Origin of the sequence: Sphaerotilus natans (assembly GCF_900156335.1) — a bacterium.
GTDB classification, from domain to species: domain Bacteria; phylum Pseudomonadota; class Gammaproteobacteria; order Burkholderiales; family Burkholderiaceae_C; genus Sphaerotilus; species Sphaerotilus natans.
Window position 1 is genome coordinate 117,686 of record NZ_FTMZ01000005.1, and the last position, 23,437, is coordinate 141,122.

General features: G+C 68.9%; 23 protein-coding genes, 2 tRNA genes and 1 pseudogene. 11 read left to right on the forward strand and 15 right to left on the reverse strand.

What is annotated here, in order from left to right:
- Window positions 1–54 precede the first annotated feature (54 nt).
- The gene (locus tag BW996_RS06650; protein WP_037478765.1) at window positions 55–1,110 is read left to right on the forward strand and encodes a homocysteine S-methyltransferase family protein; all 1,056 of its coding nucleotides are present in this window, start codon (window positions 55–57) and stop codon (window positions 1,108–1,110) included.
- 21 nt (window positions 1,111–1,131) lie between these two features.
- Window positions 1,132–3,876, forward strand: coding sequence for a methionine synthase (metH, locus tag BW996_RS06655; RefSeq protein WP_037478762.1), 2,745 nt, complete (start codon window positions 1,132–1,134; stop codon window positions 3,874–3,876).
- A 103-nt stretch (window positions 3,877–3,979) separates the two neighbouring features.
- On the opposite strand, the gene BW996_RS22075 is transcribed toward metH, so the two are convergent.
- The 5 genes from BW996_RS22075 to rplU form a co-directional block, all read right to left on the reverse strand.
- Window positions 3,980–4,564, reverse strand: coding sequence for a PEP-CTERM sorting domain-containing protein (locus tag BW996_RS22075; RefSeq protein WP_037478760.1), 585 nt, complete (start codon window positions 4,562–4,564; stop codon window positions 3,980–3,982).
- A 184-nt stretch (window positions 4,565–4,748) separates the two neighbouring features.
- Entirely contained in the window at window positions 4,749–5,867 is a 1,119-nt protein-coding gene (gene proB, locus BW996_RS06665; RefSeq protein WP_037478757.1) for a glutamate 5-kinase, read from the reverse strand.
- Between the two features lie 44 nt (window positions 5,868–5,911).
- Complete coding sequence (obgE, locus tag BW996_RS06670) at window positions 5,912–7,105, reverse strand: GTPase ObgE (protein WP_037478755.1); 1,194 nt, start codon at window positions 7,103–7,105, stop codon at window positions 5,912–5,914.
- 96 nt (window positions 7,106–7,201) lie between these two features.
- Window positions 7,202–7,459 carry a 50S ribosomal protein L27 gene (gene rpmA, locus BW996_RS06675; protein ID WP_037478753.1) on the reverse strand — a complete coding sequence of 86 codons (258 nt, stop codon included), beginning with the start codon at window positions 7,457–7,459 and terminating at the stop codon, window positions 7,202–7,204.
- 36 nt (window positions 7,460–7,495) lie between these two features.
- Entirely contained in the window at window positions 7,496–7,807 is a 312-nt protein-coding gene (gene rplU / locus BW996_RS06680; protein WP_037478751.1) for a 50S ribosomal protein L21, read from the reverse strand.
- A 254-nt stretch (window positions 7,808–8,061) separates the two neighbouring features.
- Here rplU and ispB point away from each other — a divergent pair, with 254 nt between their 5' ends.
- From ispB to BW996_RS06695, 3 genes are all read left to right on the forward strand, one after another.
- Complete coding sequence (gene ispB, locus BW996_RS06685; protein WP_076458787.1) at window positions 8,062–9,054, forward strand: octaprenyl diphosphate synthase; 993 nt, start codon at window positions 8,062–8,064, stop codon at window positions 9,052–9,054.
- 32 nt (window positions 9,055–9,086) lie between these two features.
- A tRNA-Pro gene (locus tag BW996_RS06690) sits at window positions 9,087–9,163 on the forward strand.
- 38 nt (window positions 9,164–9,201) lie between these two features.
- Window positions 9,202–9,278: transfer RNA gene (locus tag BW996_RS06695), tRNA-Pro, on the forward strand.
- Window positions 9,279–9,345: 67 nt separating this feature from the next.
- Here the strand turns inward: BW996_RS06695 and BW996_RS06700 are convergent.
- Window positions 9,346–10,296 carry a LysR family transcriptional regulator gene (locus BW996_RS06700; protein WP_081837966.1) on the reverse strand — a complete coding sequence of 317 codons (951 nt, stop codon included), beginning with the start codon at window positions 10,294–10,296 and terminating at the stop codon, window positions 9,346–9,348.
- A 115-nt stretch (window positions 10,297–10,411) separates the two neighbouring features.
- Between BW996_RS06700 and BW996_RS06705 the strand changes: the two genes are divergently transcribed.
- From BW996_RS06705 to truD, 3 genes are all read left to right on the forward strand, one after another.
- Window positions 10,412–11,104: a type 1 glutamine amidotransferase domain-containing protein gene (locus tag BW996_RS06705; protein WP_037478749.1), complete on the forward strand. Its 693-nt coding sequence runs from the start codon at window positions 10,412–10,414 to the stop codon at window positions 11,102–11,104.
- Window positions 11,105–11,135: 31 nt separating this feature from the next.
- Window positions 11,136–11,558 carry an SMU1112c/YaeR family gloxylase I-like metalloprotein gene (gloA2, locus tag BW996_RS06710; protein WP_241461834.1) on the forward strand — a complete coding sequence of 141 codons (423 nt, stop codon included), beginning with the start codon at window positions 11,136–11,138 and terminating at the stop codon, window positions 11,556–11,558.
- Between the two features lie 68 nt (window positions 11,559–11,626).
- Window positions 11,627–12,649: a tRNA pseudouridine(13) synthase TruD gene (gene truD, locus BW996_RS06715; RefSeq protein ID WP_051631599.1), complete on the forward strand. Its 1,023-nt coding sequence runs from the start codon at window positions 11,627–11,629 to the stop codon at window positions 12,647–12,649.
- Window positions 12,650–12,733: 84 nt separating this feature from the next.
- Here truD and BW996_RS06720 read toward each other — a convergent pair whose 3' ends face one another.
- The 5 genes from BW996_RS06720 to BW996_RS06740 are packed head-to-tail and all read right to left on the reverse strand — an operon-like array spanning window position 12,734 to window position 16,731.
- Entirely contained in the window at window positions 12,734–13,564 is an 831-nt protein-coding gene (locus BW996_RS06720; protein ID WP_051631598.1) for an alpha/beta fold hydrolase, read from the reverse strand.
- Window positions 13,561–14,784, reverse strand: coding sequence for a pyridoxal phosphate-dependent aminotransferase (locus BW996_RS06725; RefSeq protein ID WP_037478747.1), 1,224 nt, complete (start codon window positions 14,782–14,784; stop codon window positions 13,561–13,563). The genes BW996_RS06720 and BW996_RS06725 overlap by 4 nt, the downstream gene beginning before the upstream one ends.
- Window positions 14,781–15,407, reverse strand: a complete 627-nt coding sequence (locus BW996_RS06730) for an RraA family protein (RefSeq protein WP_037478745.1) — start codon at window positions 15,405–15,407, stop codon at window positions 14,781–14,783. The genes BW996_RS06725 and BW996_RS06730 overlap by 4 nt, the downstream gene beginning before the upstream one ends.
- Window positions 15,404–16,069, reverse strand: coding sequence for an RraA family protein (locus BW996_RS06735; RefSeq protein ID WP_037478743.1), 666 nt, complete (start codon window positions 16,067–16,069; stop codon window positions 15,404–15,406). Before BW996_RS06735 ends, BW996_RS06730 begins: the two co-directional genes overlap by 4 nt.
- Window positions 16,066–16,731 carry an RraA family protein gene (locus tag BW996_RS06740; RefSeq protein ID WP_037478740.1) on the reverse strand — a complete coding sequence of 222 codons (666 nt, stop codon included), beginning with the start codon at window positions 16,729–16,731 and terminating at the stop codon, window positions 16,066–16,068. Before BW996_RS06740 ends, BW996_RS06735 begins: the two co-directional genes overlap by 4 nt.
- Before the next feature lie 103 nt (window positions 16,732–16,834).
- On the opposite strand from BW996_RS06740, the gene BW996_RS06745 reads away from it, so the two are divergent.
- Together BW996_RS06745 and BW996_RS06750 are read left to right on the forward strand one after the other, a co-directional pair.
- Complete coding sequence (locus BW996_RS06745; RefSeq protein WP_051631597.1) at window positions 16,835–17,764, forward strand: LysR family transcriptional regulator; 930 nt, start codon at window positions 16,835–16,837, stop codon at window positions 17,762–17,764.
- 12 nt (window positions 17,765–17,776) lie between these two features.
- Window positions 17,777–19,041, forward strand: a pseudogene (locus BW996_RS06750) (lytic murein transglycosylase).
- On the opposite strand, the gene BW996_RS06755 reads toward BW996_RS06750, so the two are convergent.
- The 4 genes from BW996_RS06755 to BW996_RS06770 all read right to left on the reverse strand — a co-directional run bounded on the left by BW996_RS06755 (window position 19,031) and on the right by BW996_RS06770 (window position 22,926).
- Complete coding sequence (locus tag BW996_RS06755) at window positions 19,031–20,593, reverse strand: malonate--CoA ligase (protein WP_076458790.1); 1,563 nt, start codon at window positions 20,591–20,593, stop codon at window positions 19,031–19,033. The pseudogene BW996_RS06750 and the gene BW996_RS06755 overlap by 11 nt on opposite strands.
- A gap of 87 nt (window positions 20,594–20,680) precedes the next feature.
- Complete coding sequence (locus BW996_RS06760; protein WP_037483996.1) at window positions 20,681–21,490, reverse strand: enoyl-CoA hydratase/isomerase family protein; 810 nt, start codon at window positions 21,488–21,490, stop codon at window positions 20,681–20,683.
- Between the two features lie 102 nt (window positions 21,491–21,592).
- Window positions 21,593–22,336, reverse strand: coding sequence for a sulfite exporter TauE/SafE family protein (locus BW996_RS06765; protein WP_037483995.1), 744 nt, complete (start codon window positions 22,334–22,336; stop codon window positions 21,593–21,595).
- Entirely contained in the window at window positions 22,333–22,926 is a 594-nt protein-coding gene (locus tag BW996_RS06770) for a malonic semialdehyde reductase (protein WP_051632126.1), read from the reverse strand. Before BW996_RS06770 ends, BW996_RS06765 begins: the two co-directional genes overlap by 4 nt.
- Window positions 22,927–22,984: 58 nt before the next feature.
- Here BW996_RS06770 and BW996_RS06775 point away from each other — a divergent pair, with 58 nt between their 5' ends.
- Entirely contained in the window at window positions 22,985–23,425 is a 441-nt protein-coding gene (locus BW996_RS06775; protein WP_037483992.1) for a DUF1841 family protein, read from the forward strand.
- Window positions 23,426–23,437 lie beyond the last annotated feature (12 nt).

Consider the following 23,437-nt stretch of genomic DNA (forward strand, 5'->3'; position numbering starts at 1 on the left):
TGCGGCACTGTTGCATCCCCGCCGCAACGGCACGATTCCCTACAATCTGCCGCCATGACCGCCCCGACCCCCGCCTACACCCGCGCCGCTCGCCTGCCCGAGCTGCTCCAGCAGCGCATCGTCATCCTCGACGGCGCGATGGGCACGATGATCCAGCGCTACAAGCTGACCGAGACCGACTTCCGCAGCGAGCGCCTGAAGGACCACCCGAAGGACCTCAAGGGCAACAACGACCTGCTGGTGCTGACCCGTCCGGACGTGATCGGCGAGATCCACCGCCAGTACCTGGCCGCCGGCGCCGACCTGATCGAGACCAACACCTTCGGCGCCAACCGCGTGGCGCAGGACGACTACGATCTGGGCGCGCTGTCCTACGAGATGAACGTGGCCGCCGCGCGGCTGGCGCGCCAGTGCTGCGACGAGTTCAGCACGCCCGACAAGCCGCGCTTCGTCGCCGGCGCGATCGGTCCGACACCGAAGACCGCCTCGATCAGCCCGGACGTGAACGACCCCGGCGCGCGCAACACCAGCTTCGAGGAGCTGCGCGAGGCCTACAAGGAGCAGGCGCGCGGCCTGCTCGAAGGCGGCGCCGACCTGTTCCTGATCGAGACCATCTTCGACACGCTCAACGCCAAGGCCGCGATTTTCGCGGTGGACGAACTGATGGAGGAGACCGGCGAGCGCTTGCCCGTCATCATCTCCGGCACCGTCACCGACGCGTCGGGCCGCATCCTCTCGGGCCAGACGGTGGGCGCGTTCTGGAACAGCGTGCGCCACGCCCGCCCGATCGCCATCGGCCTGAACTGCGCGCTGGGCGCCACGCTGATGCGCCCGTATGTCGAGGAGCTGTCGAAGATCGCCGGCGACACCTTCATCAGCTGCTACCCCAACGCCGGCCTGCCCAACCCGATGAGCGACACCGGCTTCGACGAGACGCCCGACATCACCGGACGGCTGGTCGAGGAGTTCGCGCAAGCCGGCTTCCTCAACATCGCCGGCGGCTGCTGCGGCACCACGCCAGACCACATCCGCGAGATCGCCGAGCGCGTGGGCAAGTACCAGCCGCGCTGCCGCCACGCCGCGCCGTTCACCTCCCTCATCGGCGCCTGAAGCCGGCAGGACGACAAGAACATGAACACCACCCTCACCCCGCCGCCGATGCGCCTGTCGGGCCTGGAGCCCGTCGAGATCGGCCCCGGCACCCTGTTCGTCAACGTCGGCGAGCGCACCAACGTCACCGGCAGCCGCGTCTTCGCCAAGATGATCCTGGCCGGCGAGTACGAGAAGGCGCTGGCCGTCGCGCGCCAGCAGGTCGAGAACGGCGCGCAGATCATCGACATCAACATGGACGAGGCCATGCTCGACAGCAAGGCCGCGATGGTGCGCTTCCTCAACCTGATCGCCGGCGAGCCGGAGATCGCGCGCGTGCCGGTAATGATCGACTCGTCGAAGTGGGAGGTGATCGAGGCCGGCCTGCAGTGCATCCAGGGCAAGGGCGTGGTCAACTCGATCTCGCTGAAGGAAGGCGAGGCCGAGTTCAAGCGCCAGGCACGGCTGGTGCGCCGCTACGGCGCCGCGGCCGTCGTCATGGCCTTCGACGAGACCGGTCAGGCCGACACCTATCAGCGCAAGATCGAGATCTGCGCGCGCGCCTACAAGGTGCTGGTCGAGGAGGTCGGCTTCCCGCCCGAGGACATCATCTTCGACCCGAACATCTTCGCCATCGCCACCGGCATCGAGGAGCACGACAACTACGCGGTGGACTTCATCGAGGCCACGCGCTGGATCAAGCAGAACCTGCCCGGCGCCAAGGTCTCGGGCGGCGTGTCCAACGTCTCGTTCAGCTTCCGCGGCAACGAGCCGGTGCGCGAAGCCATCCACACCGTCTTCCTGTACCACGCCATCCAGGCGGGCATGGACATGGGCATCGTCAACGCCGGCATGGTGGGCGTCTATGACGACCTGGAGCCCGAGCTGCGCGAGCGCGTGGAAGACGTGGTGCTCAACCGCCGCAAGGACGCCGGCGAGCGCCTGATCGAGATCGCCGACCGCGCCAAGAGCGCCGGCAAGGACGAGTCGGCCCGGCTGGCCTGGCGCGGCACGGCCGAGCAGCCCGCACCGGTCGAGCAGCGCCTCTCCCACGCACTGGTGCACGGCATCACCGACTTCATCGACGCCGACACCGAGGAGGCCTGGCAGGCGATCTCGGCCCGCGGCGGGCGGCCGCTGCACGTCATCGAAGGCCCGCTGATGGCCGGCATGAACATCGTCGGCGACCTGTTCGGCGCCGGCAAGATGTTCCTGCCGCAGGTGGTCAAGTCGGCGCGCGTGATGAAGCAGGCCGTCGCCCACCTGCTGCCCTACATCGAGGCCGAGAAGAAGGCGCTGCAGGACGCCGGCGGCGACGTCAAGCCCAAGGGCAAGATCGTCATCGCCACCGTCAAGGGCGACGTGCACGACATCGGCAAGAACATCGTCACGGTCGTGCTGCAGTGCAACAACTTCGAGGTGGTCAACATGGGCGTGATGGTCCCATGCCAGGACATCCTGAAGAAGGCCAAGGAGGAAGGCGCGGACATCATCGGCCTCTCCGGCCTGATCACGCCCAGCCTGGAGGAGATGCAGCACGTCGCCGCCGAGATGCAGCGCGACCCCTACTTCGCCGAGCGCGCCACGCCGCTGCTGATCGGCGGCGCGACCTGTTCGCGGGTGCACACCGCGGTGAAGATCGCCCCGAACTTCAGCGGTCCGGTGGTCTACGTGCCCGACGCCAGCCGCGCGGTGGGCGTGTGCTCGGACCTGCTCAGCGAGGAGCGCGCCCCGCAGTACATCGCCGAGCTGAAGGCCGACTACGACCGGGTGCGCGAGCAGCACGCCAGCAAGAAGGCCACGCCGATGGTCACGCTGGCCGAGGCGCGCGCCAACAAGACGCCGATCGACTGGGCGACTTTCACGCCGCCGGCGCCGAAGTTCCTCGGCCGGCGCGAATTCCGCAACCAGGATCTGGCCGAGCTGGCCGCCTGCATCGACTGGGCGCCCTTCTTCCAGACCTGGGATCTGGCGGGCAAGTACCCCGACATCCTCCGCGACGAGGTGGTGGGCGAGCAGGCCACCCGCGTGCTGGCCGACGGCCGCCAGATGCTGCAGCGTCTGATCGACGGCCGCTGGCTGCAGGCCAGCGGCGTCATGGGCTTCTGGCCGGCAAACACGGTCGACGACGACACCATCGAGATCTACGCCGACGCGTCGCGCAGCCAGGTGCTGATGCGCTGGCAGCCGCTGCGCATGCAGACGGTGCGCCCGGTGATTGACGGCGTGGCCCGCCCGAACCGCTCGCTGGCCGACTTCATCGCCCCGAAGGGCACGAAGCCGGACTACATCGGCCTGTTCGCCGTCACCGCCGGCCTGAACGTCGAGAAGAAGGAGGCGCAGTTCCTCGCCCAGCACGACGACTACAGCGCCATCATGCTCAAGGCCCTGGCCGACCGTCTGGCCGAGGCCTTCGCCGAGCGGCTGCACCAGCGGGTGCGCACCGAACTGTGGGGCTACGCGCCCGACGAGAAGCTCTCCAACGAGCAGCTGATCGCCGAAGCCTACCGCGGCATCCGCCCGGCGCCGGGCTACCCGGCCTGCCCGGACCACCTCGTCAAGCGCGCGATGTTCGAGGTGCTCGACGCCCCGGCCATCGGCATGGGCCTGACCGAGAGCCTGGCGATGACGCCGGCCGCGTCGGTGAGCGGCTTCTACCTCGCCCACCCGGACGCGACCTACTTCAACGTCGGCCGCATCGGCGAGGACCAGCTCGCCGACTATGCCGCGCGCGCCGGCCTCGACCTGGCCGATGCGCGGCGCGCCCTGGCCCCAGTTCTGGGCTGATCCGCCCCGGCGGCGGCGCCCGCAGTAAGCACAAAGGCACCCCAAGGGGTGCCGTTTTTGCAAGGTGCACCGCGGACATCGCCCGCGGAGACACGCGCGTGACTCAGCCCAGGCGCGCAGCGGCCTTGCGGCGGCGCGACATGAAGCCCAGCGCGCCCAGACCGGCCAGCATCATCGCGTAGGTCTCGGGCTCCGGCACCGGCGCCGAGATCGCGACGTTGTCGAGGGTCACGCCCGAGCCGAAGCCCGAGAAGTACAGGTGGTAGGAGGTGCCGGCCACGCCATTGAAGTTGTAGCTGGCGGTCACCGGGGTCGAGCCCCAGTCGGTGACCTCGTTGAGCACCGTGCCGCTGGTGGCCACCGGCGAGGTGAAGTTGCTCAGGCCGACATCGCTCGACAGGAACAGGCGCGAACGGCCTTCACCGGACACGGTGAAGCTGATCTGGTAGACCGCAGTGCTCAGCACCGAGAAGGACTGGTAGACCGAGTCGCCCGCGTCCAGATCCAGCAGGCCGCCGACCAGCTCAGGCGTGCCCGAGCCGATGCTCCAGGAGCCATTGGCATAGCCGAGATCCGGGGCGCTGAAGGTCGGGTCGAGCAGGGAAATGGACTGGGCCTGGGCGGCGCCGGCCAGGGCAGTCAGCAGAGCGACGGCGAGCGGCAGGCGCTTCAGGAATCGAGTGGTCATGGGGGAAATCTCCTGGACATGCGATCGGCAGACGCGGTTGCTGCCGTGGTTTTCCAGTCTAGGCAAGCCCTCAGAACATGCCACCCCCATTCGCGGGGTCGGTCGCGAAGACCGTCAGGCAATTCACCGACTTATTTCATGCTCCCCCAGGAACCGGGGGATGCGCGGAGGGAACTCGCTCGAATCAGAGCCGCACCAGGTTGTCGCGATGGATCAGCTCGGGCTCGTTGGCATAGCCCAGCAGCCCCTCGATCTGCGACGAGGGCTTGCGCGCGATGCGCCGGGTCTCGCTGGCGGCGTAGTTGGCCAGACCGCGCGCGATCTCGACGCCGGCGGCGGTGCGCACCGCGATGACATCGCCGCGCGCGAACTCGCCGCTGACCTCGATCACGCCGATCGGCAGCAGGCTCTTGCCCTCGTCACGCAGCTTCAGCGCCGCACCATCATCGACGACGACCGCGCCGCGCAGCTGCAGGTGATCGGCCATCCACTGCTTGCGCGCGGCGACCTTCTGCGTCGCCGCCACCAGCAGCGTGCCGATCGATTCGCCCTCGACCAGGCGCAGCAGCGCATCCTTCTCGCGGCCCCAGGCGATCACGGTGCTGGCGCCGCTGCCGGCCGCGCGCTTGGCGGCCAGGATCTTGGTGATCATGCCGCCCTTGCCGATCGAGCTGCCGGCGCCGCCCGCCATCTGCTCGAGCTCCGGCGTACCGGCGACCGCCTCATGGATGAACTTCGCGTCCGGGTCCTTGCGCGGATCGGCCGAGTACAGGCCCTTCTGGTCGGTCAGGATGACCAGCGCGTCGGCCTCGATCAGGTTGGCCACCAGGGCGCCCAGCGTGTCGTTGTCGCCGACCTTGATCTCGTCGGTGACCACCGTGTCGTTCTCGTTGATGACCGGCACCACGCCCAGCTCCAGCAGCGTCAGCAGCGTCGAGCGGGCGTTGAGGTAGCGCTCGCGGTCGGCCAGGTCGGCGTGGGTCAGCAGCACCTGCGCGCTGCCCAGGCCCTGCTCGCGCAGGGAGGTCTCGTAGATCTGCGCCAGGCCCATCTGGCCGACGGCGGCCGCGGCCTGCAGCTCGTTGATCTCCTTGGGCCGGGTCGCCCAGCCCAGGCGCTTCATGCCCTCGGCGATCGCGCCCGAGGACACCATCACCACCTCGCGGCCCTGGCGCACCAGCGCCGCCAGCTGCACGCACCAGGCGTGGATCGCGGCGGCGTCGAGCCCGCGCCCCTCGTTGGTGACCAGGCTGGAGCCGACCTTGACGACGATGCGGCGGGCGTTCTTCAGGACATCACTCATGGCAGCGGGCCGCGGCGACCGCGGACGAAAAGGTGGAGACAGGATCAGCGGAAGCGGGGATCGTCGGAGTCGGGCACGAACGTGACCTCGTCGTCATCCTTCGGCGCAGCGGGCTTCGGCGCGGCCTTGGCACGGCGGCGCGGAGCGGGCGCCGCGGCCTCGACCGGCGCCGGCTCGGCCGTCTCCTCGATGAAGCGCACGTCCGGGGCCTCGATCGGCGGCGCGTTCAGCTTCGAGACATGGTCGTAGAGCGCATGCACCAGCGGATCGCAGCCCTCGCGCGTCAGCGCGGACAGCTCGAACACCGGGCCCTTCCAGCGCAGCCGGCGCACGATGTCCTTCACGCGAGCCTTGCGCTCGACCGGGTCGGGCAGCATGTCGAGCTTGTTGAGCACCAGCCAGCGCGGCTTTTCGTACAGCGCCTTGTCGTACTTCTTCAGTTCCTTGGCGATCGCGCGCACCTCGGCGACCGGATCGACCGCCTCGTCGAAGGGCACTGCATCGACCAGGTGCAGCAGCACGCGGGTGCGCTGCAGGTGGCGCAGGAACAGGTGGCCCAGGCCCGCGCCCTCGGACGCGCCCTCGATCAGACCCGGCACGTCGGCGACGACGAAGCTCTGGCTCGGGCCGACGCGCACCACGCCCAGGTTCGGGTGCAGCGTGGTGAAGGGATAGTCGGCGATCTTCGGCCGCGCGTTAGAGATCGCGGTGATCAGCGTCGACTTGCCGGCGTTGGGCATGCCCAGCAGGCCGACGTCGGCCAGCACGCGCAGCTCCAGCTTGAGCGCCTTGATCTCGCCGGGCCAGCCGGGGGTCTTCTGGCGCGGCGCGCGGTTGGTGCTGGACTTGAAGTGCAGGTTGCCGAAGCCGCCGTCGCCGCCCTTGGCCAGGATGATCTTCTCGCCGTGCTCGAGCAGCTCGGCGATGATTTCCTCGGTCTCGGCGTCGCGGATGATCGTGCCCACCGGCATGCGCAGCACCACGTCCTCGCCGGCGGCGCCGAACTGGTCGGAGCCGCGGCCCGATTCGCCGTTGCGCGCGTCGTGGCGGCGGGTGTAGCGGAAATCGACCAGCGTGTTCAGGTTGCGGTCGCCCAGCGCGTAGACGTGGCCGCCGCGGCCGCCGTTGCCGCCATCGGGGCCGCCAAAGGGAATGAACTTCTCGCGCCGGAAGCTCGCGCAGCCGGCACCACCGTTTCCGGCGGCCACGTCGATCGTGACCTCATCGACAAATTTCATGCGTGTTCTCCGGACGAGAGATATTTGCAATGCAAAAAGCCCCGGCAGGCCGGGGCTTCATGCGCATGAAGCGAAGGGACAGGTGTGTCCGTTCGCTCAGACCGGCGTGACGACGACGGTCTTGCGGTTCTCGGCGCCCTTGACGGCGAACGAGATCGTGCCATCGACCAGCGCGAACAGCGTGTGGTCACGGCCCATGCCGACGCCCGGACCGGCGTGGAAACGAGTGCCGCGCTGACGCACGATGATCGAACCGGCGCTCACGACCTGGCCGCCGTAGGCCTTGACGCCGAGCATCTTCGGCTGGGAATCACGGCCGTTCCGCGTGGAACCGCCGCCTTTTTTCTGTGCCATGTTTCAGCTCCTTGGAGATCTGAGGAAAGACCGGGATCAGGCCACGACCGCGCTGATGAGCAGCTCGGTGTAGTTCTGGCGATGGCCCTGGCGCTTCTGGTAGTGCTTGCGGCGACGCATCTTGAAGATGCGGACCTTGTCGTGACGACCGTGCGAGACGACGGTGGCCTGCACCGACGCACCGTCCACCAGGGGAGCACCGACCTTCAGCTCAGCGCCGTTGCCGACGGCGAGCACCTGGTCGATCACGATCTCCTGGCCGACGTCCGCAGTGATCTGTTCTACCTTGATTTTTTCGCCGGCTGCAACCTTGTATTGCTTGCCACCGGTTTTTATGACCGCGTACATGTCAACCCTTTCGTGGGGAAAAGAACTTTTTGATCGCGCGTCGTGACCTGTCTGCGTCGTGTGAAGCACCAGACCCGTTCCGCGCGAAGCCGAAGATTGTAGCACGGCTCTTGCCCGTGCTCGGCAACGATGTCGGATCGGACCGACGCGGGCCGGGCGCAGGATTGTCCGGCGATACCGTCGCGGGCCGGCGGGGTCTGCAGGCTTCCTATAATCCACGGATTGTGCCCTCCCGACCTGAGAAGTCCTCCCTCGTGAGCCTCGCCACCGATTCCTCGAACAACCAGGCCGCCATCACCGAACTGATGGCCGGCGAGATGGCGCAGGTTGACGCCGTGATCCACCGCCGGCTCGCCTCCGAGGTGGTGCTGATCAACCAGATCTCGCACTACATCGTCAGCGCGGGCGGCAAGCGGCTGCGCCCGATGCTGGTGCTGCTGTTCTCGCGCGCGCTCGGCTTCGAGCAGCCGGCCCGCTTCGAGCTGGCCGCCACCGTCGAGTTCATCCACACCGCCACGCTGCTGCATGACGACGTCGTCGACGAGTCCTCGCTGCGCCGCGGCCGCCAGACCGCCAACGCGCTGTTCGGCAACGCCGCCAGCGTGCTGGTGGGCGACTTCCTGTATTCGCGCGCCTTCCAGATGATGGTGTCGGTCGACAGCATGCGGGTGCTCGAGGTGCTGGCCGACGCGACCAACGTCATCGCCGAGGGCGAGGTGCTGCAGCTGCTGAACATGCACGACCCCGACATCTCGGTCGAGGACTACCTGCGTGTCATCCGCTACAAGACCGCGAAGCTCTTCGAGGCCAGCGCGCGCATCGGCGCGGTGCTGGCCGGCAGCGACAGCGCGCTCGAGGAAGCCTGCGCGTCCTACGGCCAGGCGCTGGGCACCGCCTTCCAGATCGTCGACGACCTGCTCGACTACGAGGGCACCACCGCCGCGCTGGGCAAGAACGTCGGCGACGACCTGCGTGAAGGCAAGCCCACGCTGCCGCTGCTGGCGGCGATGAGCCGAGGCACGCCCGACGAGCGCGAGCTGATCCGCCATGCGATCCAGCACGGCGAGGTCGAGCGCCTGGACGAGATCGTCGCCATCGTGCGCCGCACCGGCGCGCTGGACATCACCCGCGAAGCCGCCCGCGCCGAGGCAGAACGCGCTCGCGAACATATTTCTGCGCTGCCCTCTTCCCAATTCAAGGATGCGCTGCTAAGATTGACAGTCTTGGCGGTTGACAGAACTTCCTGAGCAATCAGACAAGTTCTCGACTGAAGAGCACACGGGGTGTAGCTTAGCCTGGTAGAGCGCTACGTTCGGGACGTAGAGGCCGGAGGTTCGAATCCTCTCACCCCGACCAGCTTCTTCAGATTCGCATGTCAGCCAGACGCCAGATTTCGGGGTGTAGCTTAGCCTGGTAGAGCGCTACGTTCGGGACGTAGAGGCCGGAGGTTCGAATCCTCTCACCCCGACCAGATTTTCCCTTGCACCGCAAGGACGCACGGAAGCCCCACTTGCTGGGGCTTCGTCGTTTCTGGCGGGTCAATCCATGCCAGCCCGACACGCAGGCTGCGGCTTCGACGGCCCCACGGCCTCCGCCAGGTAATCCACGAACGCCCGCACCCTCGCCGACAGATGCCGGTTCTGCGGATAGAGCACATGGAAGGGCCGGGACCGGCCGCCGTGGCCGGCCATCACCTCAACCAGCTGGCCGGCCTGCACCGCCGCGTGCGCGACGAAGTGGTAGATCTGAAACAGTCCGCCGCCAGCCACAGCCCAGCCCACGCCGGCCAGCACGTCCTCATGCACGCGCTGGCGGCTCCTGAAGCCGAAGTCGAGGTCCTCGCCCTCAGGCGTGCGCAGGATCCACGGCATCGGCCGGCCCGTGCTGGGCAGCACGAACTGGATCAGGTCGTGCTGGCGCAACTCGTCCAAGGTCCCGGGCTCGCCGCGGCGGCGCAGATAGGCCGGTGCGCCGAAGATACCCACCGTGGCCTCCTCCAGCTTGCGCGAGACCAGGCGCGAATCGCGCGGCTCGCCCAGGCGGATTGCCAGGTCGTAGCCGTCCTCGACGAAATCGACGTTGCGGTTGGAGACGTTGAGCTCGACCTCCACGCCGGGAAAGGCGGCCATGAAGCCGGGCAGCAGCGGCACCACGCGGTGGTGGCCGTAGACCGTGCCCACGCTCACGCGCACCAGACCCTTGGGCTCGGCCTGCTGGCCGGTCAGCGCGCGCTCGGCCTCGGCGATCTGCTCCAGCGCCTGCTGGCACTGCGCGTGGTAGAGCTCGCCGCCCGCGGTGAGCTTCACGCTGCGCGTGGTGCGGTTGAACAGGCGCACGCCCAGCCGCGCCTCCAGCCGGCCGATCGAGCGGCTCACCGAGGCCGGCGTCAGGCCGAGCGCCTCGGCTGCGCCGGTGAAGCTGCCGAGTTCGGCTGCCTTGCAGAAGAGCTCGATGCTGCCGAGCTGGACGGGGTCGAAGGTGCGCGCCATCTGTTCATCCAAGTAATGAACATAGTTCCATGACTCCAGTTTATGGCTTGCCATCGAATCAATAGAGTCCTCTTCATCGCGCCACGTCGGCGCGGCCCTTCCGAGAGGACTTCCCATGACCGCCCGCATCCTGATGATCGTCACCTCCAACGCCCGCATGGGCGACACCGGCCAGCCCACCGGCCTGTGGGCCGAGGAGCTGGCGGTGCCGTACTACGCGCTGGCCGACGCCGGCGTCGAGGTGACGCTGGCGTCGCCGGCCGGCGGCCCGGCCCCCATCGATCCCGGCAGCGTCAAGCCGGTCGGCCAGAACGACCCTGTGGTCGAGCGCTTCCTGGCCGATGCCGCGCTGCAGGCGCGGATCGCCAAGACGCCCAAGGCGTCGGACTTCGACGGCGCCGAGTTCGATGCGGTGTTCTTCCCCGGCGGCCACGGCACGATGTGGGACCTGCCGGTCGATGCGGGCGTGACCCGTGCTGTCGAGCGCGCCTTCGCGGCCAGGAAGCTGATCGCCTCGGTGTGCCACGGGGCGGCCGGCCTCGTCACGGCCAAGCGTCCCGATGGGCAATCCATCGTGAAGGATCTGCGCGTCAACTCGTTCACCGACGCCGAGGAGGTGGCGGTGGGCCTGGAGAAGATGGTGCCCTTCATGCTGGAAACGCGGCTGCGCGCACTGGGCGGGCACTTCGTGGGCGCGGCGAACTGGCAGCCCTTCGCCCTCCGTGACGGCCAGCTGATCACGGGACAGAACCCGCAGTCCTCGCATCTCGTGGCGCAGGAACTGCTGGCGGCCCTGAACGTGCGCTGAGCCCGGGTTCCCGGCACACTCCCGCCTTCTGATGCTTCCCGCCTCCACCATGCTCGACCTGCGCCGCATCCACCACGTCGCCATCATCTGCTCGGACTACGAGCGATCGAAGGCGTTCTATGTGAACCTGCTCGGCCTGCGCGTCGTGGCAGAGCACTACCGCGCGCAGCGTCAGTCGCACAAGCTCGATCTGGCGCTGCCGGACGGCGGGCAGCTCGAGCTGTTCTCGTTCCCGTCGCCGCCGCCGCGCCCCTCGCGCCCGGAGGCGCAGGGCCTGCGGCACCTGGCGTTTGCCGTCGACGACGTGGCGCAGGCCAAGGCCTGGCTGGAGTCGCAAGGGGTCGCGGTCGAGCCGGTGCGCGTCGATGAGCACACCGGCCAGCGCTTCACCTTCTTCGCCGATCCGGACGGGCTGCCGCTCGAGCTCTACGAGTCGCCCCCTGCCAGGGCCTGAGGCCTGCGCAGGCCGACAGGCAGAATCACGCCCCGCCCGCGTCTCCCGCCGGCGCCACCGGATTCCTCATGACCCAAGCCCCCTACACGACCCTGCCCCTGTGGCCCCACGCCTATCCGGCCAGCGGCGCCAGCGCCACGCTGAAAAGCCGCAACGAGGACTTCATCGTCACCGAGCTGCCGCTGCAGCTGCCCTCCGGCGCGGGCGAGCACCTCTGGCTGGATGTGGAGAAGAACGGCGCCAACACCGCCTTCGTCGCGCAGCAGCTGGCCGCGGCAGCCGGCGTGACCGAACGCGACGTGGGCTACGCCGGCCTGAAGGACCGCCACGCCCTCACCCGCCAGTGGTTCAGCATCTACCTGCCGACCGGCAAGGCCGGCGAGACGCCCGAGCTGACGACGCTCGAGCACCCCGAATTCAAGGTGCTGGGCCAGAGCCGCCATGTGAAGAAGCTGCGCCCCGGCGACCTGCTGGGCAACCGCTTCCGCATCGTGCTGCGCGACGTGGCGGGCGAGCGCGACGCCATCGAGGCCAACCTGAAGGCGGTGGCCGCGCAGGGCGTGCCCAACTACTTCGGCGCGCAGCGCTTCGGCTTCGACGGCGGCAACGTCGAGCAGGGCCGGGCGATGCTGGCGCGCGAGATCCGCGTGCGCAACCCGAAGAAGAAGGGCCTCTACCTGTCGGCGGTGCGCTCCTTCGTCTTCAACGAGGTGCTGGCGCAGCGCATCGCGCAGGGCCTGTGGGGTCGGACGCTGCCCGGCGACGTGATGGACGAAGCCGGCCGCCCCACCGGACCGCTGTGGGGCCGCGGCCGCGTGAGCACCACGGACGAGGCGCAGGCGCTGGAGAACGGCGTGGCCGAGCGTCACGCCACGCTGTGCAGCGGCATGGAATTCGCCGGGCTGGACCAGGAGCGCCGCGCCCTGGTGGCGCTGCCGACCGACATGGCCTGGGAATGGCCGCAGGCCGACCAGCTGGTGCTGACCTTCTCGCTGCCGGCCGGCAACTACGCCACCTCGGTGCTCGACGAGATCCTGCGCACCACCGAGCCGGAGCGGCATGCCGAGGACGAGACTTCAGCCAGCGCGTGAAAAAGAGGGTTCTGCGCAGACCGCCTCGCATTGCCAAGGTGAAGCCCGTTGTTCGGCTCAGCGTCGGGCCTCAATGAATAGCGGTCAGCTGGCGACATGTTTGGCAATGGCGCTCCACATGTGAAGCGGGTTGGAGTACATCGGAAAGTGACCACAAGACGGCACCTCCTCGACCCGGACCCGAGCCTCACGTAGGCGAGGCAGATAGCTCAACGTTGCGTTCTGTTCGCCATGCATGAACATCCTCGGCATAGGAAGGCTCAGGAACTTGTCCATCAGATCGCCGTGATCCGACAGCTCAACCATCGAGCGAAAAATCCCGGCTACTGCGCCCGTACGTACCTTGTGGCGCAGGCTGGCGGCGTACAAGGCACTTGCATACGCCGGAGAGCCGTGGGTGCGCAGGATGAATTCGTCAAAGAAGTGCTGCGGATCATCGGCAGGGTAGTCAATGATCTGCCGGCTCAGAAAGCAGTCTTCGGGTGCGACGTTGCCTTCGATGTCGACGAAGCTCAGCACCCGTTCAGGCATGGCGTGGGCCAGCAACAAGGCCGTCAGGCCTCCCATGGAATGGCCGACCAGGTGGAACTCGGTCACTCCGAAATGAGCCAACAGGGCTCGCGCCGTGTCGACGAGAAACGGGATGGAGACCCGTCCCAGGTCACCACAATGGGTCTCTCCGCAGCCAGGCGCATCCCAGGCCAGAAAAGCACGTCCGCTGAACTCGGCGTGACGGACGATGTCCGCGTAGTCTTCCTTGGTTGAGCCAAACCCGTGCAGGAAGACCACGGGCGACAAGGGCCCAGTGCGATGGATGGTGGCCACATCCAGCGCCACGCCCTGGACGACCAGGGGGACGCGGGCGTGGTCGAACCCGGCCGTGCCTGGCGAGACTTGGGCGATGGTCGTGCTCATGTTGTCGTGGACTCGCAAAAGTGTCGTATCGCGTTGCAGGCCTGGGCCAGGGACGCATCGTCCAAGGCATAGGCAATGCGGAGATATGGGCCCAGACCAAAGGCGCTGCCTTGCATCACGGCCACCTGGGCTTCATCGAGCAGCGCCAATGCCACATCCTCGTCCGTGGCCAGCAGCCGGCCGCCCGCGCTGGTTCGGCCGATCAGACCTTCGCAGGAGGCGAAGGCATAGAACGCCCCGGCCGCGCGGGCACAACGCAAGCCGAAGGCACGGTTCAAGCCCTGCACCACCGCATCGCGCCGCCGCTCGAAGACCTCGCGGGTGTTTCGAACGAAATCCTGCGGTCCCGCGAGGGCAGCCAGGGCCGCATGCTGCGAAATGCTGCAAGCGCCTGAGGTCTGCTGACCCTGCAGTTTCTCCATGGCCTCCAGCAACCACTGCGGTCCGGTGGCGAAGCCGATGCGCCACCCCGTCATCGCGTACGCCTTCGAGACGCCATTCATCGTCAGGGTGCGCCCCGCCAAGCGCGGCTCCACCTGAGCCATCGTGGCGAAGGTCGCGCCGGTGAACACCAGGTGCTCGTAAATGTCATCCGACAGCACCAAGACCTCTGGATGCGCCAGGAGCACCTCGGCCAGCGCCAGCAACTCCGCTGCCGAATACACCGCGCCAGTCGGGTTCGACGGCGAGTTGAGGATCAACCACCGCGTGCGAGGAGTGATCGCCGCCGACAGCGCCTCGGGCGTGAGCTTGAAGCCAGTCGCCTCCGGGCAAGGCACGGTCACCGCCCGAGCCCCGCAGAGCTGGACCATCTCGGGGTAGCTGACCCAATAGGGCGCGGGGATGATCACTTCATCCCCGGCATTCAGTGTGGCCGCCAAGGCGTTGTAGATGACCTGCTTGCCACCGCTGCAGACGATGGTCGCCTGCCAGCGGGTCGGCATGCCGTTTTCCTCCTGGAACTTGCGTGCAACCGCCTCGCGCAGCGGACGCATGCCTGCCACCTGCGTGTACCGGGTATGACCCGCACGGATGGCCGCAATGGCCGCCTCCTGGACATGCACCGGGGTGTCGAAGTCAGGCTCGCCGGCGCTCAGCGAGATGATTCTGGCGCCCGCTGCCTTTCGCTCGGCCACGCGGTCGATCATGCGGTAGGTGGCTGAAGGCTGGGCGGCGGCCAGGTGCTGATTCAGCGGGAGGAGAGGCGAAACGGCGCTCATGCCTGCTCCCGCCACGCGGCCAGCCCCAGCAAATCGACGGTACGGGTGCCTTCTGTCAAGCGGCGCATAAACTCGGCTTCCTTGTCTGCGCGGATCTGCGCGGCAGACATGACGCGAGCGACATCGGCCATGGGCACCACCACCACGCCGTCGTCGTCCGCCACCACCAGGTCGCCCACGCTCACCGGAACGCCAGTGATCTGGATGGATTGACCGACCGAGGGCACACTGGCCTTGATCGTGCCGCGAACCGAGATGCCGCGGGCAAACACCGGAAAGCCCCAGCGGGCCAAGGCAGCCACATCGCGCACGCCTCCGTCGATCACCAGGCCGGTGATGCCGGCGGCCTCGGCCGCCACCGTCAGCACTTCGCCCCAATAGCCGGCCACGAAGTTTTCGGCCGTGACCACCAGCACGCTGCCACGCGGGGCGCGCTCCACCGCCAGGTGGATGGCCAGGTTGTCACCTGGGGCGCAATGCACCGGGTAGGCCGGGCCAGCCACCGCCGCGCCGGCCCAGACGGGACGAATCGCGGGGTCCACCGAACAGGGCAGGCACGAGGCCTCGTACAGGGTGGAGGTGCCCAGCTTCAGGGCTTGCTCATGGAGGTTCGACGGGCTCATGCGGACCTTGTTTGCAGTTGGTGGTAGCCCTGCTGGGCACGGGCTTGTCCGAGCGTCATGCCTGAGGCGATGAGGGCACGAATGCGCGACTCCGCCGCTTCGATCCGGTGTGCGGTCTCTGCGACTTCGCGGGCACGCCCGCGCGGGACCACCACCACGCCGTTGGCATCGGCCACCACGATGTCCCGCGCCACGACCCGTGCCGTGCCGATGGACACCGGCCCGTTGACAGCCACCACCTCGACGCGGTCCTTGCCCGTGCGCATGAAGCGTCCGCGCGTGTAGAGGCGATAGCCGTCGCCCAGGGCCTTGCCCACGTCGCGGCACACGCCGTCGATGACCGTGCCCGCGATGCCGCGCAGGCCGGCGTACTGGGTCATGATGTCGCCCCAGACCGTGCAGTCCGTGCGGCCGCCGTTGTCGATGACGACCACGTCACCGGGCGCCACGTCGTCGATGAAGTCGCCGACGGTGCCAGCCGGCTGGCCGCAGCTGACATATTGGACGGTGAATGCCGGGCCCACGACCGTGCCGGCGTAGTTGTCCAACGGCGCAATGCCCAGACATTGGCCGGGGATTCCTAGCTTGTCCATGGCGTCCGAAACGCCTGGGGTGTCCAGACCCTCGAAGAGGGCGACCAGTTCCTTGTCCTGCGCGTTCATGCCTGTGCTCCCGCCTTGATGGCTTCGAATTCCTTGTCGTGCATCACGGCCTCCACCGAGCGGCCGGAGCGCACGGCCTGCACCATGCCGTCCTGACGCCGGGCAATGCGCTCGGCCAGATCCAGAACCTCGGCGATCCGCTGCGCCGGCACGAAGACCGTGCCGCAGCGGTCGGCGATCACGAAATCACCTTCCGATACCGTCACACCCGCCACCTGGATGGGCTGGCCGGCGTCGAGCTGGACCACGCGGTTGCGCGCGCTGACCATGGTTGCGCCTCGGCCATAGACCGGGTAGCCGATCTCTTCGTTGGCCTCGATGTCCCGGCTGAAGCCGTCGATGACGGTGCCACGAACCCCCTTGACCTTGGCCGCATTGGCCAGGATGTCGCCCCAGCATGAAATGCCATCCATGCCACCCGCGATCACCAGGATGCGGTCATCGGTGTCGATGGCGGCGATCACCGGCGAGATCAGGTGCACCGTGGGGGCGCTGCCCGTCTTGGGCCCGAGTTGCACGGTGCTGGCGCGCCCGACGATGCGGGAGCAGGACCAGAGCGGGCGCAGACCCACGGTGGCGCCAGGCAGGGCGAGGAAGTCGAGCGCATCGGAGACCGTGGTGGTGTCCAGGCGCGCCAGGCGCTCAAGGAACGATGTGGGCATGGCGGTGCAAGCAGTGGTGTGTGACGCCACTGTCGATCCCGACCATCATTCTGTAAATTCCGATCTCAGGAATTCATCCATACGCCAAACCTATGGGGCAGACATGATCAACTTCCGCCTGATGCGCCACCTGTGGTTGTTCCTGGCCGTGGCCGAGGAGCAGAACTTCAGTCGCGCGGCAAAGCGGCTGGGCATGTCTCAACCTCCGCTGACCGAGCAGATCCAGGTGCTGGAGCAGGCCCTGAAGGCACAGCTTTTTGTGCGCTCCCGACTGGGAGCGCAGCTCACGCCGGTGGGCCACGCGATCCTGCCGGCGGTGCGCAAGTTCGTGCAGCAGATGGAGCAGCTGGAGTTGGCGGTACGCGAAGCCACCTCGGGCCAGACCGGCATGCTGACCATCGGCGCCATCTCCTCGGCCATGCTGGAGGTGTTGCCGGCCTACCTGGATCGATTGCGTGCGACCCAGCCCCGGTTGACGATCTCGGTGCACGAGATCGACAGCGTCGATGCCGTACCCGCGCTGCGCTCAGGTGACGTGGACCTGGCTTTTGCGCGGCTGGAGGGTGACCTGGGAGCCGATATCCAGACGATGGCGATGTCTCAGGATAGCCTGGTCGTCGCCCTGCCTGCAGGCCACCGACTTGCAGGCCAGCGTCGCATCGACATGGCGATGCTGGCGGATGAGGCGTTTGTGATGTTCAGCCGCCGGGTCAGTCCCGTCTATTTCGACCGCATCATCGCCCTCTGTCAGGCCAGTGGCTTCTCGCCTCGAATCTTGCACGAGGTTCGCAGCGTGACGACGCAGGTGGCTTCGGTCGGGTGCGGGCAAGGCATCGGCCTGGTCCCGGAGTCCTTACGCCGAATGGCACCGAACAACGTGTTGTTCAAGCCGTTGCTGCAGAAGGTCGAGGTGGTGACGACGGCGGCGGCGTGGCGCAGTGACCTGCTCAACCCGACGCTCACCCTGGCGTTGGCGGAACTGGAACCCGCATGCAATCGAAGGCCTCGGAAAACCCGGAGATCTCCCGCGTGAAAATGAAGCCCCATGACATCCGCCCGCCTCCTCGCCCTGCCCGCACTGCTGCTGCCGCTGCTCGCCGTGGCACAGATGCCCCCCGACGCTGCGCCCGACGCGGTGCTGCAGTCCTGCCTCTCCGCGCTGCAGCCCGCGGCCCGCACGGCCGGCGTCGCGTCCGAGACCTGGCGGCAGCACACCGCGGACCTGGCCGCCCTGCCCGAGGTGCTGGACAAGCTCGACCAGCAGCCCGAGTTCCGCACGCCGATCTGGGACTACCTGGCAGCGCTGGTCGATGACGAGCGCGCGCGCAGGGCCGGGCCATGCTGGAGCAGCACCGTCCGGTGCTGGACGAGGTGGCGCAGCGCCACGGGGTCGACGCGGCCACCGTGGTCGCCGTCTGGGGCGTGGAGAGCAACTTCGGCCAGACCTTCGGCAGCTACCCGCTGGTGCAGTCGCTGGCCACGCTGTCGTGCCAGGGGCGGCGCCAGGGCTTCTTCCGCGGCGAGCTGTTCGCGGCGCTGCGCATCCTGCAGGCCGGTCATGTCCCGCCGGAGCGGCTGCGCGGCTCCTGGGCCGGCGCCTTCGGCCACACCCAGTTCATGCCAACCACCTACGAGCGCCTGGCGGTCGACTTCGACGGCGACGGCCGCCGCGACCTGATCGACAGCGTGCCCGACGCGCTGGCCTCGACCGCCAATTTCTTGGCCCGCGCGGGCTGGAAGGACGGCCTGCCCTGGGGCTTCGAGGTGCGGCTGCCGGAAGGCTTCTCCACCGAGGGCCAGGGCCGCAAGCTGCGCCAGCCGATGGCACGCTGGCGCGACCTGGGCCTGCGCCGCGCCGACGGCGCGCCGCTGCCAGAGCTCGATGCGCCCGCCGGCCTGATGACGCCCGCCGGCCCCCAGGGCCCGGCCTTCCTGGTGACGAAGAACTTCGACGCGATCTACAGCTACAACGCCGCCGAGAGCTACGGCCTGGCGATCGCGCACCTGGCCGACCGGCTGCGCGGCGCCGGCCCCTTCGTGACGCCGTGGCCGACCGACGACGCCGGCCTGTCGCGCGCCGAACGCCGCGAGCTGCAGCAGCTGCTGGCCGCACGCGGCCATGACATCGGCGCGATCGACGGCCTGCTGGGCGAGCGCAGCCGCGCGGCCATCCGCGCCGAGCGCGGCCGCCTGTTCGGCGAGCGCGCCCCGGACGGCCGCGCCGGCCAGAAGCTGCTGCGCACGCTGCGCGCCGAGGCACTGCTGGCGGCGCCAGAAAGCCCCCCGGCAGAGGCGCCGATCAGCCGGTGAACAGCGCCCGGTGCGCGTCGCGCAGCAGGTTCTTCTGCACCTTGCCCATCGCGTTGCGCGGCAGCTCGGCCACCACGAAGGCGCGCTTGGGCACCTTGTAGCCGGCGATCTGCGTCTTGAGCTGCACCACCAGCGCATCGGCATCGAGCGTGGCGCCCACTTTGGGCACGATCAGCGCGATCACGCCCTCGCCGAAGTCAGGGTGCGGCACGCCGACCACCGCCGACTCGGCCACGCCGGGCATGTCGTTGAGCCAGCCCTCGATCTCGGCCGGGTAGACGTTGTAGCCGCCGGTAATGATCAGGTCCTTGCTGCGGCCGACGATGGTGAGGTAGCCCTGCGCGTCGAAGCGGCCGACATCGCCGGTCCTGAACCAGCGCTCACCCGACGCATCGGCGGTGAACTCCTCGGCGGTCTTCTCCGGCATGCGCCAGTAGCCGCCGAAGACGTTCGGGCCGCGCACCTGCACATGGCCGATCTCGTCGGCGGCCACCGCGGCGCCGGCGTCGTCGACCACGCGCACGCCCACGCCCGGCAGGGCCGGCCCGACCGTGCCGCCCAGCCGCCGAGGTTCATGCTCGCCGGCCTCGGCGCGGCAGGGGTTGGAGGTCAGCATGATCGTCTCGCTCATGCCGTAGCGCTCCAGGATGGTGTGGCCGGTGCGCGCCTGCCAGTCGCGGAAGGTCTCGATCAGCAGCGGCGCCGAGCCGGAGATGAACAGGCGCATGTTGCGGCAGGCCTCGCGCGTCAGCCCGACCTCCTGCAGCAGCCGCACGTAGAGCGTCGGCACGCCCATGAAGACGCTGGCACGCGGCAGGCGCTCGACCACCGCCTTCGGATCGAACTTCGACAGCCACAGCATCTTCGAGCCGTTGAGCAGCGCGCCGTGGCTGGCGACGAACAGGCCGTGGACATGGAAGATCGGCAGCGCGTGGATCAGCACGTCGCCTTCTCTCCAGTCCCAGAAGTCCTTGAGCATCTGCGCGTTGGACAGCAGGTTGCCGTGGCTGAGCATCGCGCCCTTGCTGCGGCCGGTGGTGCCGGAGGTGTAGAGGATCGCGGCCAGGTCGTCGGCCGACTTCGGCGCGATCTCGTGGGTGTCGGGGAAATGCGCGGCGCGGTCGAGCAGCGTGCCGGTGCGGTCGTCGTTGAGCGTGAAGACATGCGCCACGCCCTTCTGGAAGGCGAGCTGGCTGATCCACGGGAAGTTCCGGCCCGCGCAGACCACCACCGCGGGCTCGGCGTTGCCGATGAAGTAGTCCAGCTCGGCCGCCTGATAGGCGGTGTTGAGCGGCAGGTAGACCAGCCCCGCGCGCAGCGTCGCCAGATAGAGCATCAGCGCCTCGACCGACTTCTCGGTGTGCGCGGCCACCCGGCTGCCGGCCGGGATCTCCAGCGACTGCAGCAGGTTGGCCAGCATCGCGGTGGCGCGGTCGAGGTCGCGCCAGGAATAATCCAGGCCGCTGTCGGTCTCGATCGCGATCGCGTCGAGGTCGGCGGGAAAGGCGGCGCGCAGGGCGGCGAAGAGGTTGGGGTTGGCGGCGGGGCTCATGGGGCGGCGGGCGTGGATCCCCGCCTGCGCGGGGATGACGGAGGTGATGGGGGAATCAGGCGCCAGAAGACTCAGGGGCCAGAAAACTCAGGCGCCGGTGAACTTCGGGGGGCGCTTCTCGATGAAGGCGGCGATGCCCTCGCGGTGGTCGGGGCCGCTGGCGTAGGCGGCGAGCTGCTGGCGCTGCGCCTCGGAGAAGCAGAACTGCGGCGCGACCAGGCGTAGCGCCTGCTTGTTCAGGCGCGCGGCACGCGGGGCGCCGGCGGCGATGCGCCGCGCGGTGGCCTCGGCCTCCGGTGCGACCTCCTCGTCGGGCATCACCCGCTGCACCAGGCCGCGCTGCAGCGCGACCTCGGCCTCCAGCAGCCGCGCCTCCAGCAGGATCTCGGCGGCGGTGGCCAGCCCGGCCACCCGCGCCACGCCCGCGAGCTCGTCGATCGCCATCGGGAAGCCCAGCCGGGCGATCGGCGCGCCGAAGCGGCTCGAGCGCCCGGCGATGCGGATGTCGCACTGGCAGGCGATCTCCAGCCCGCCGCCGACGCAGGCGCGCTCGATCTGCGCCACCAGCGGGATGTCGCAGCGGTACATCGCGTCGAGCGCCGGGGCGACGATGTTCTCGTGGAAGTCGCGCACCGTCTCCGGCGCGAAGCGGAAGGCCGGGAACTCCTCGATGTCGCCGCCGGAGACGAAGGTGCCGCCCTCGCCGCGCACGATCACGCAGCGCAGGTCGGGCTCGCGCGCGTCCAGGCCCTCGAAGATCTGGCGCAGCTCGCGCCACATCGCGACGTTGACGGCATTGAGCTTGCCCGGGTTGGACAGGGTGAGCACCGCCACGCCGGACAGCGTGGCGTGGGGTTCGAGGCGGACGGCGGACGCGGCCAGGGCCGGGGCATTCATGCGGGAGACTCTCCAGGACAGGACAGATGCGCGGGCATCGGGGGCGACGATGCTAGGCCGGCTCGCTGACCGCAGGCTTGAGCGCCGGGCGGGCTGGCCGCCTCACTTCAGCGCATCCCACAGCAGCTTGACCCCGGTCAGGAACATGCCCCACTGCACCAGCCGGTAGAACCAGCGCGGCGAGACATGCTTCGTCGCCTGGATGCCGATCAGCACGCCGGCGGCGGCCACCGGCATCAGCACCGCCGAGGTGGCGAGCTGCCCGCCGTCGATCAGGCCGAGCAGGCCGTAGGGCCCCCACTTGGCAGCATTGATCGCGGCAAAGAACACCGCCGAGGTGCCGGCGTAGGCCAGCGGCGCCATGTGGCGCGGCAGCAGCGCCATCACGATCGGCGGGCCGCCGCTGTGCGCGATGAAGCTGGTGAAGCCGGAGGTCAGCGCCAGCGCGCCGCTGGCCGCAGCGCTGGGCGGCGCGGCATCGGCCCGCGGCGGAAACCTCAGGTTCCAGGCCAGGAAGATCAGCGTCACCAGGCCGGTCAGCCCGCCCACGAGCTGCGGCGACAGCACGCCGAAGCCGATCCAGCCCAGCACGATGCCGATCAGGCCGGCGGGCAGCAGCTGGCGCAGCACCGTCCAGTCGGCATGGCGGCGCAGCGTCACCAGGCCCATGACATCGGACAGGCACAGCAGCGGCAGCACCAGCGCGGCGGCCTGCGGCACGCTCACGCTCATCGCCAGCAGCGGCGTGGCCAGCGCGCCGATGCCGGAGGCGAAGCCCGACTTGGAGATGCCCACCAGCAGCGCCGCCGGCACCGCGACGGCGTAGAACGCCGGATCGGTGATCACAGGATGCGGCAGGCGTCGTCGAAGTCCAGGCGGGCCGCGCGCGGGCGCAGGCCGGCGGGGTCGCCGTGGCCGAGGTTGCACACCAGCAGCGTCTTCACCGCGGTGCCGCCCCAGAAGGCCGCGTCGACGCCAGCGGCGTCGAAGCCGGCCATCGGACCGCAGTCCAGGCCCAGCGAGCGCGCCGCCAGGATGAAGTAGCCGGTCTGCAGCGTGGCGTTGAAGCGCGCCATGTGCTCGACCTTGGCCGGCTGGCCCTCGAAGGCGGCGGCCGGCACATGCGGCGCCAGCCGACCCATCGTCGCGGGGAAGTCGAGGTCGGCGCCCAGCACCGCCACCACCGGCGCGGCGGCGGTCTTGGCGCGGTTGCCCTCGGCCATCAGCGGCAGCAGCGCTGAGCGCGCCTCGGCCGAGACGACGAAGCGCACCCGCAGCGGGCCGCAGTTCATCGCCGTCGGCGCCCATTTCAGGCGGTCGTGCAGCGCGCGCAGCAGCTCGGGCGCGACCGGGCGGTCCTGCCAGGCGTTGTGGGTGCGCGCCTCCGAAAAGAGCTGCGCGGAGGTGAGCGTGATCGTTTCGGGCGAGGTCGTCATGGCAGGGCCGTCCGGCCCGCAGCCGGCAGCGACAGTGGAAAAAGGCCACAATTGTCGGATGTTTGCCCCCAGCCAGAACGACGTCCGGACATTCTTCTGCGAGGCTTGGCGCAAGTCGCGCGCCGGCGAGCCGCTCTCGCCGATCGAGACGCTTGCATCGCAGTGGATCGAGCTCCACCCCGAATACCACGCCGACCTGGCCGACCTGCCCGCCGCGCTGGCCGCCGTCTACCAGGTCGAGGACGGCCGCACCAACCCCTTCCTGCACCTGTCGATGCACCTGAGCATCAGCGAGCAGGTCTCGATCGACCAGCCGCGCGGCATCCGCCAGGCGGTCGAGCTGCTGGCGGCCCGGCGCGGCGACCTGCACGCCGCGCAGCACGAGGTGATGGACTGCCTGGGCGAGATGATCTGGGCCTCGCAGCGCAGCGGCCAGCCGCCCGATCCGCACGCCTACCTCGACGGGGTTCGCCGCCGCGCCACCGCCGACCGCGGCTGAAGCGGCAGATCG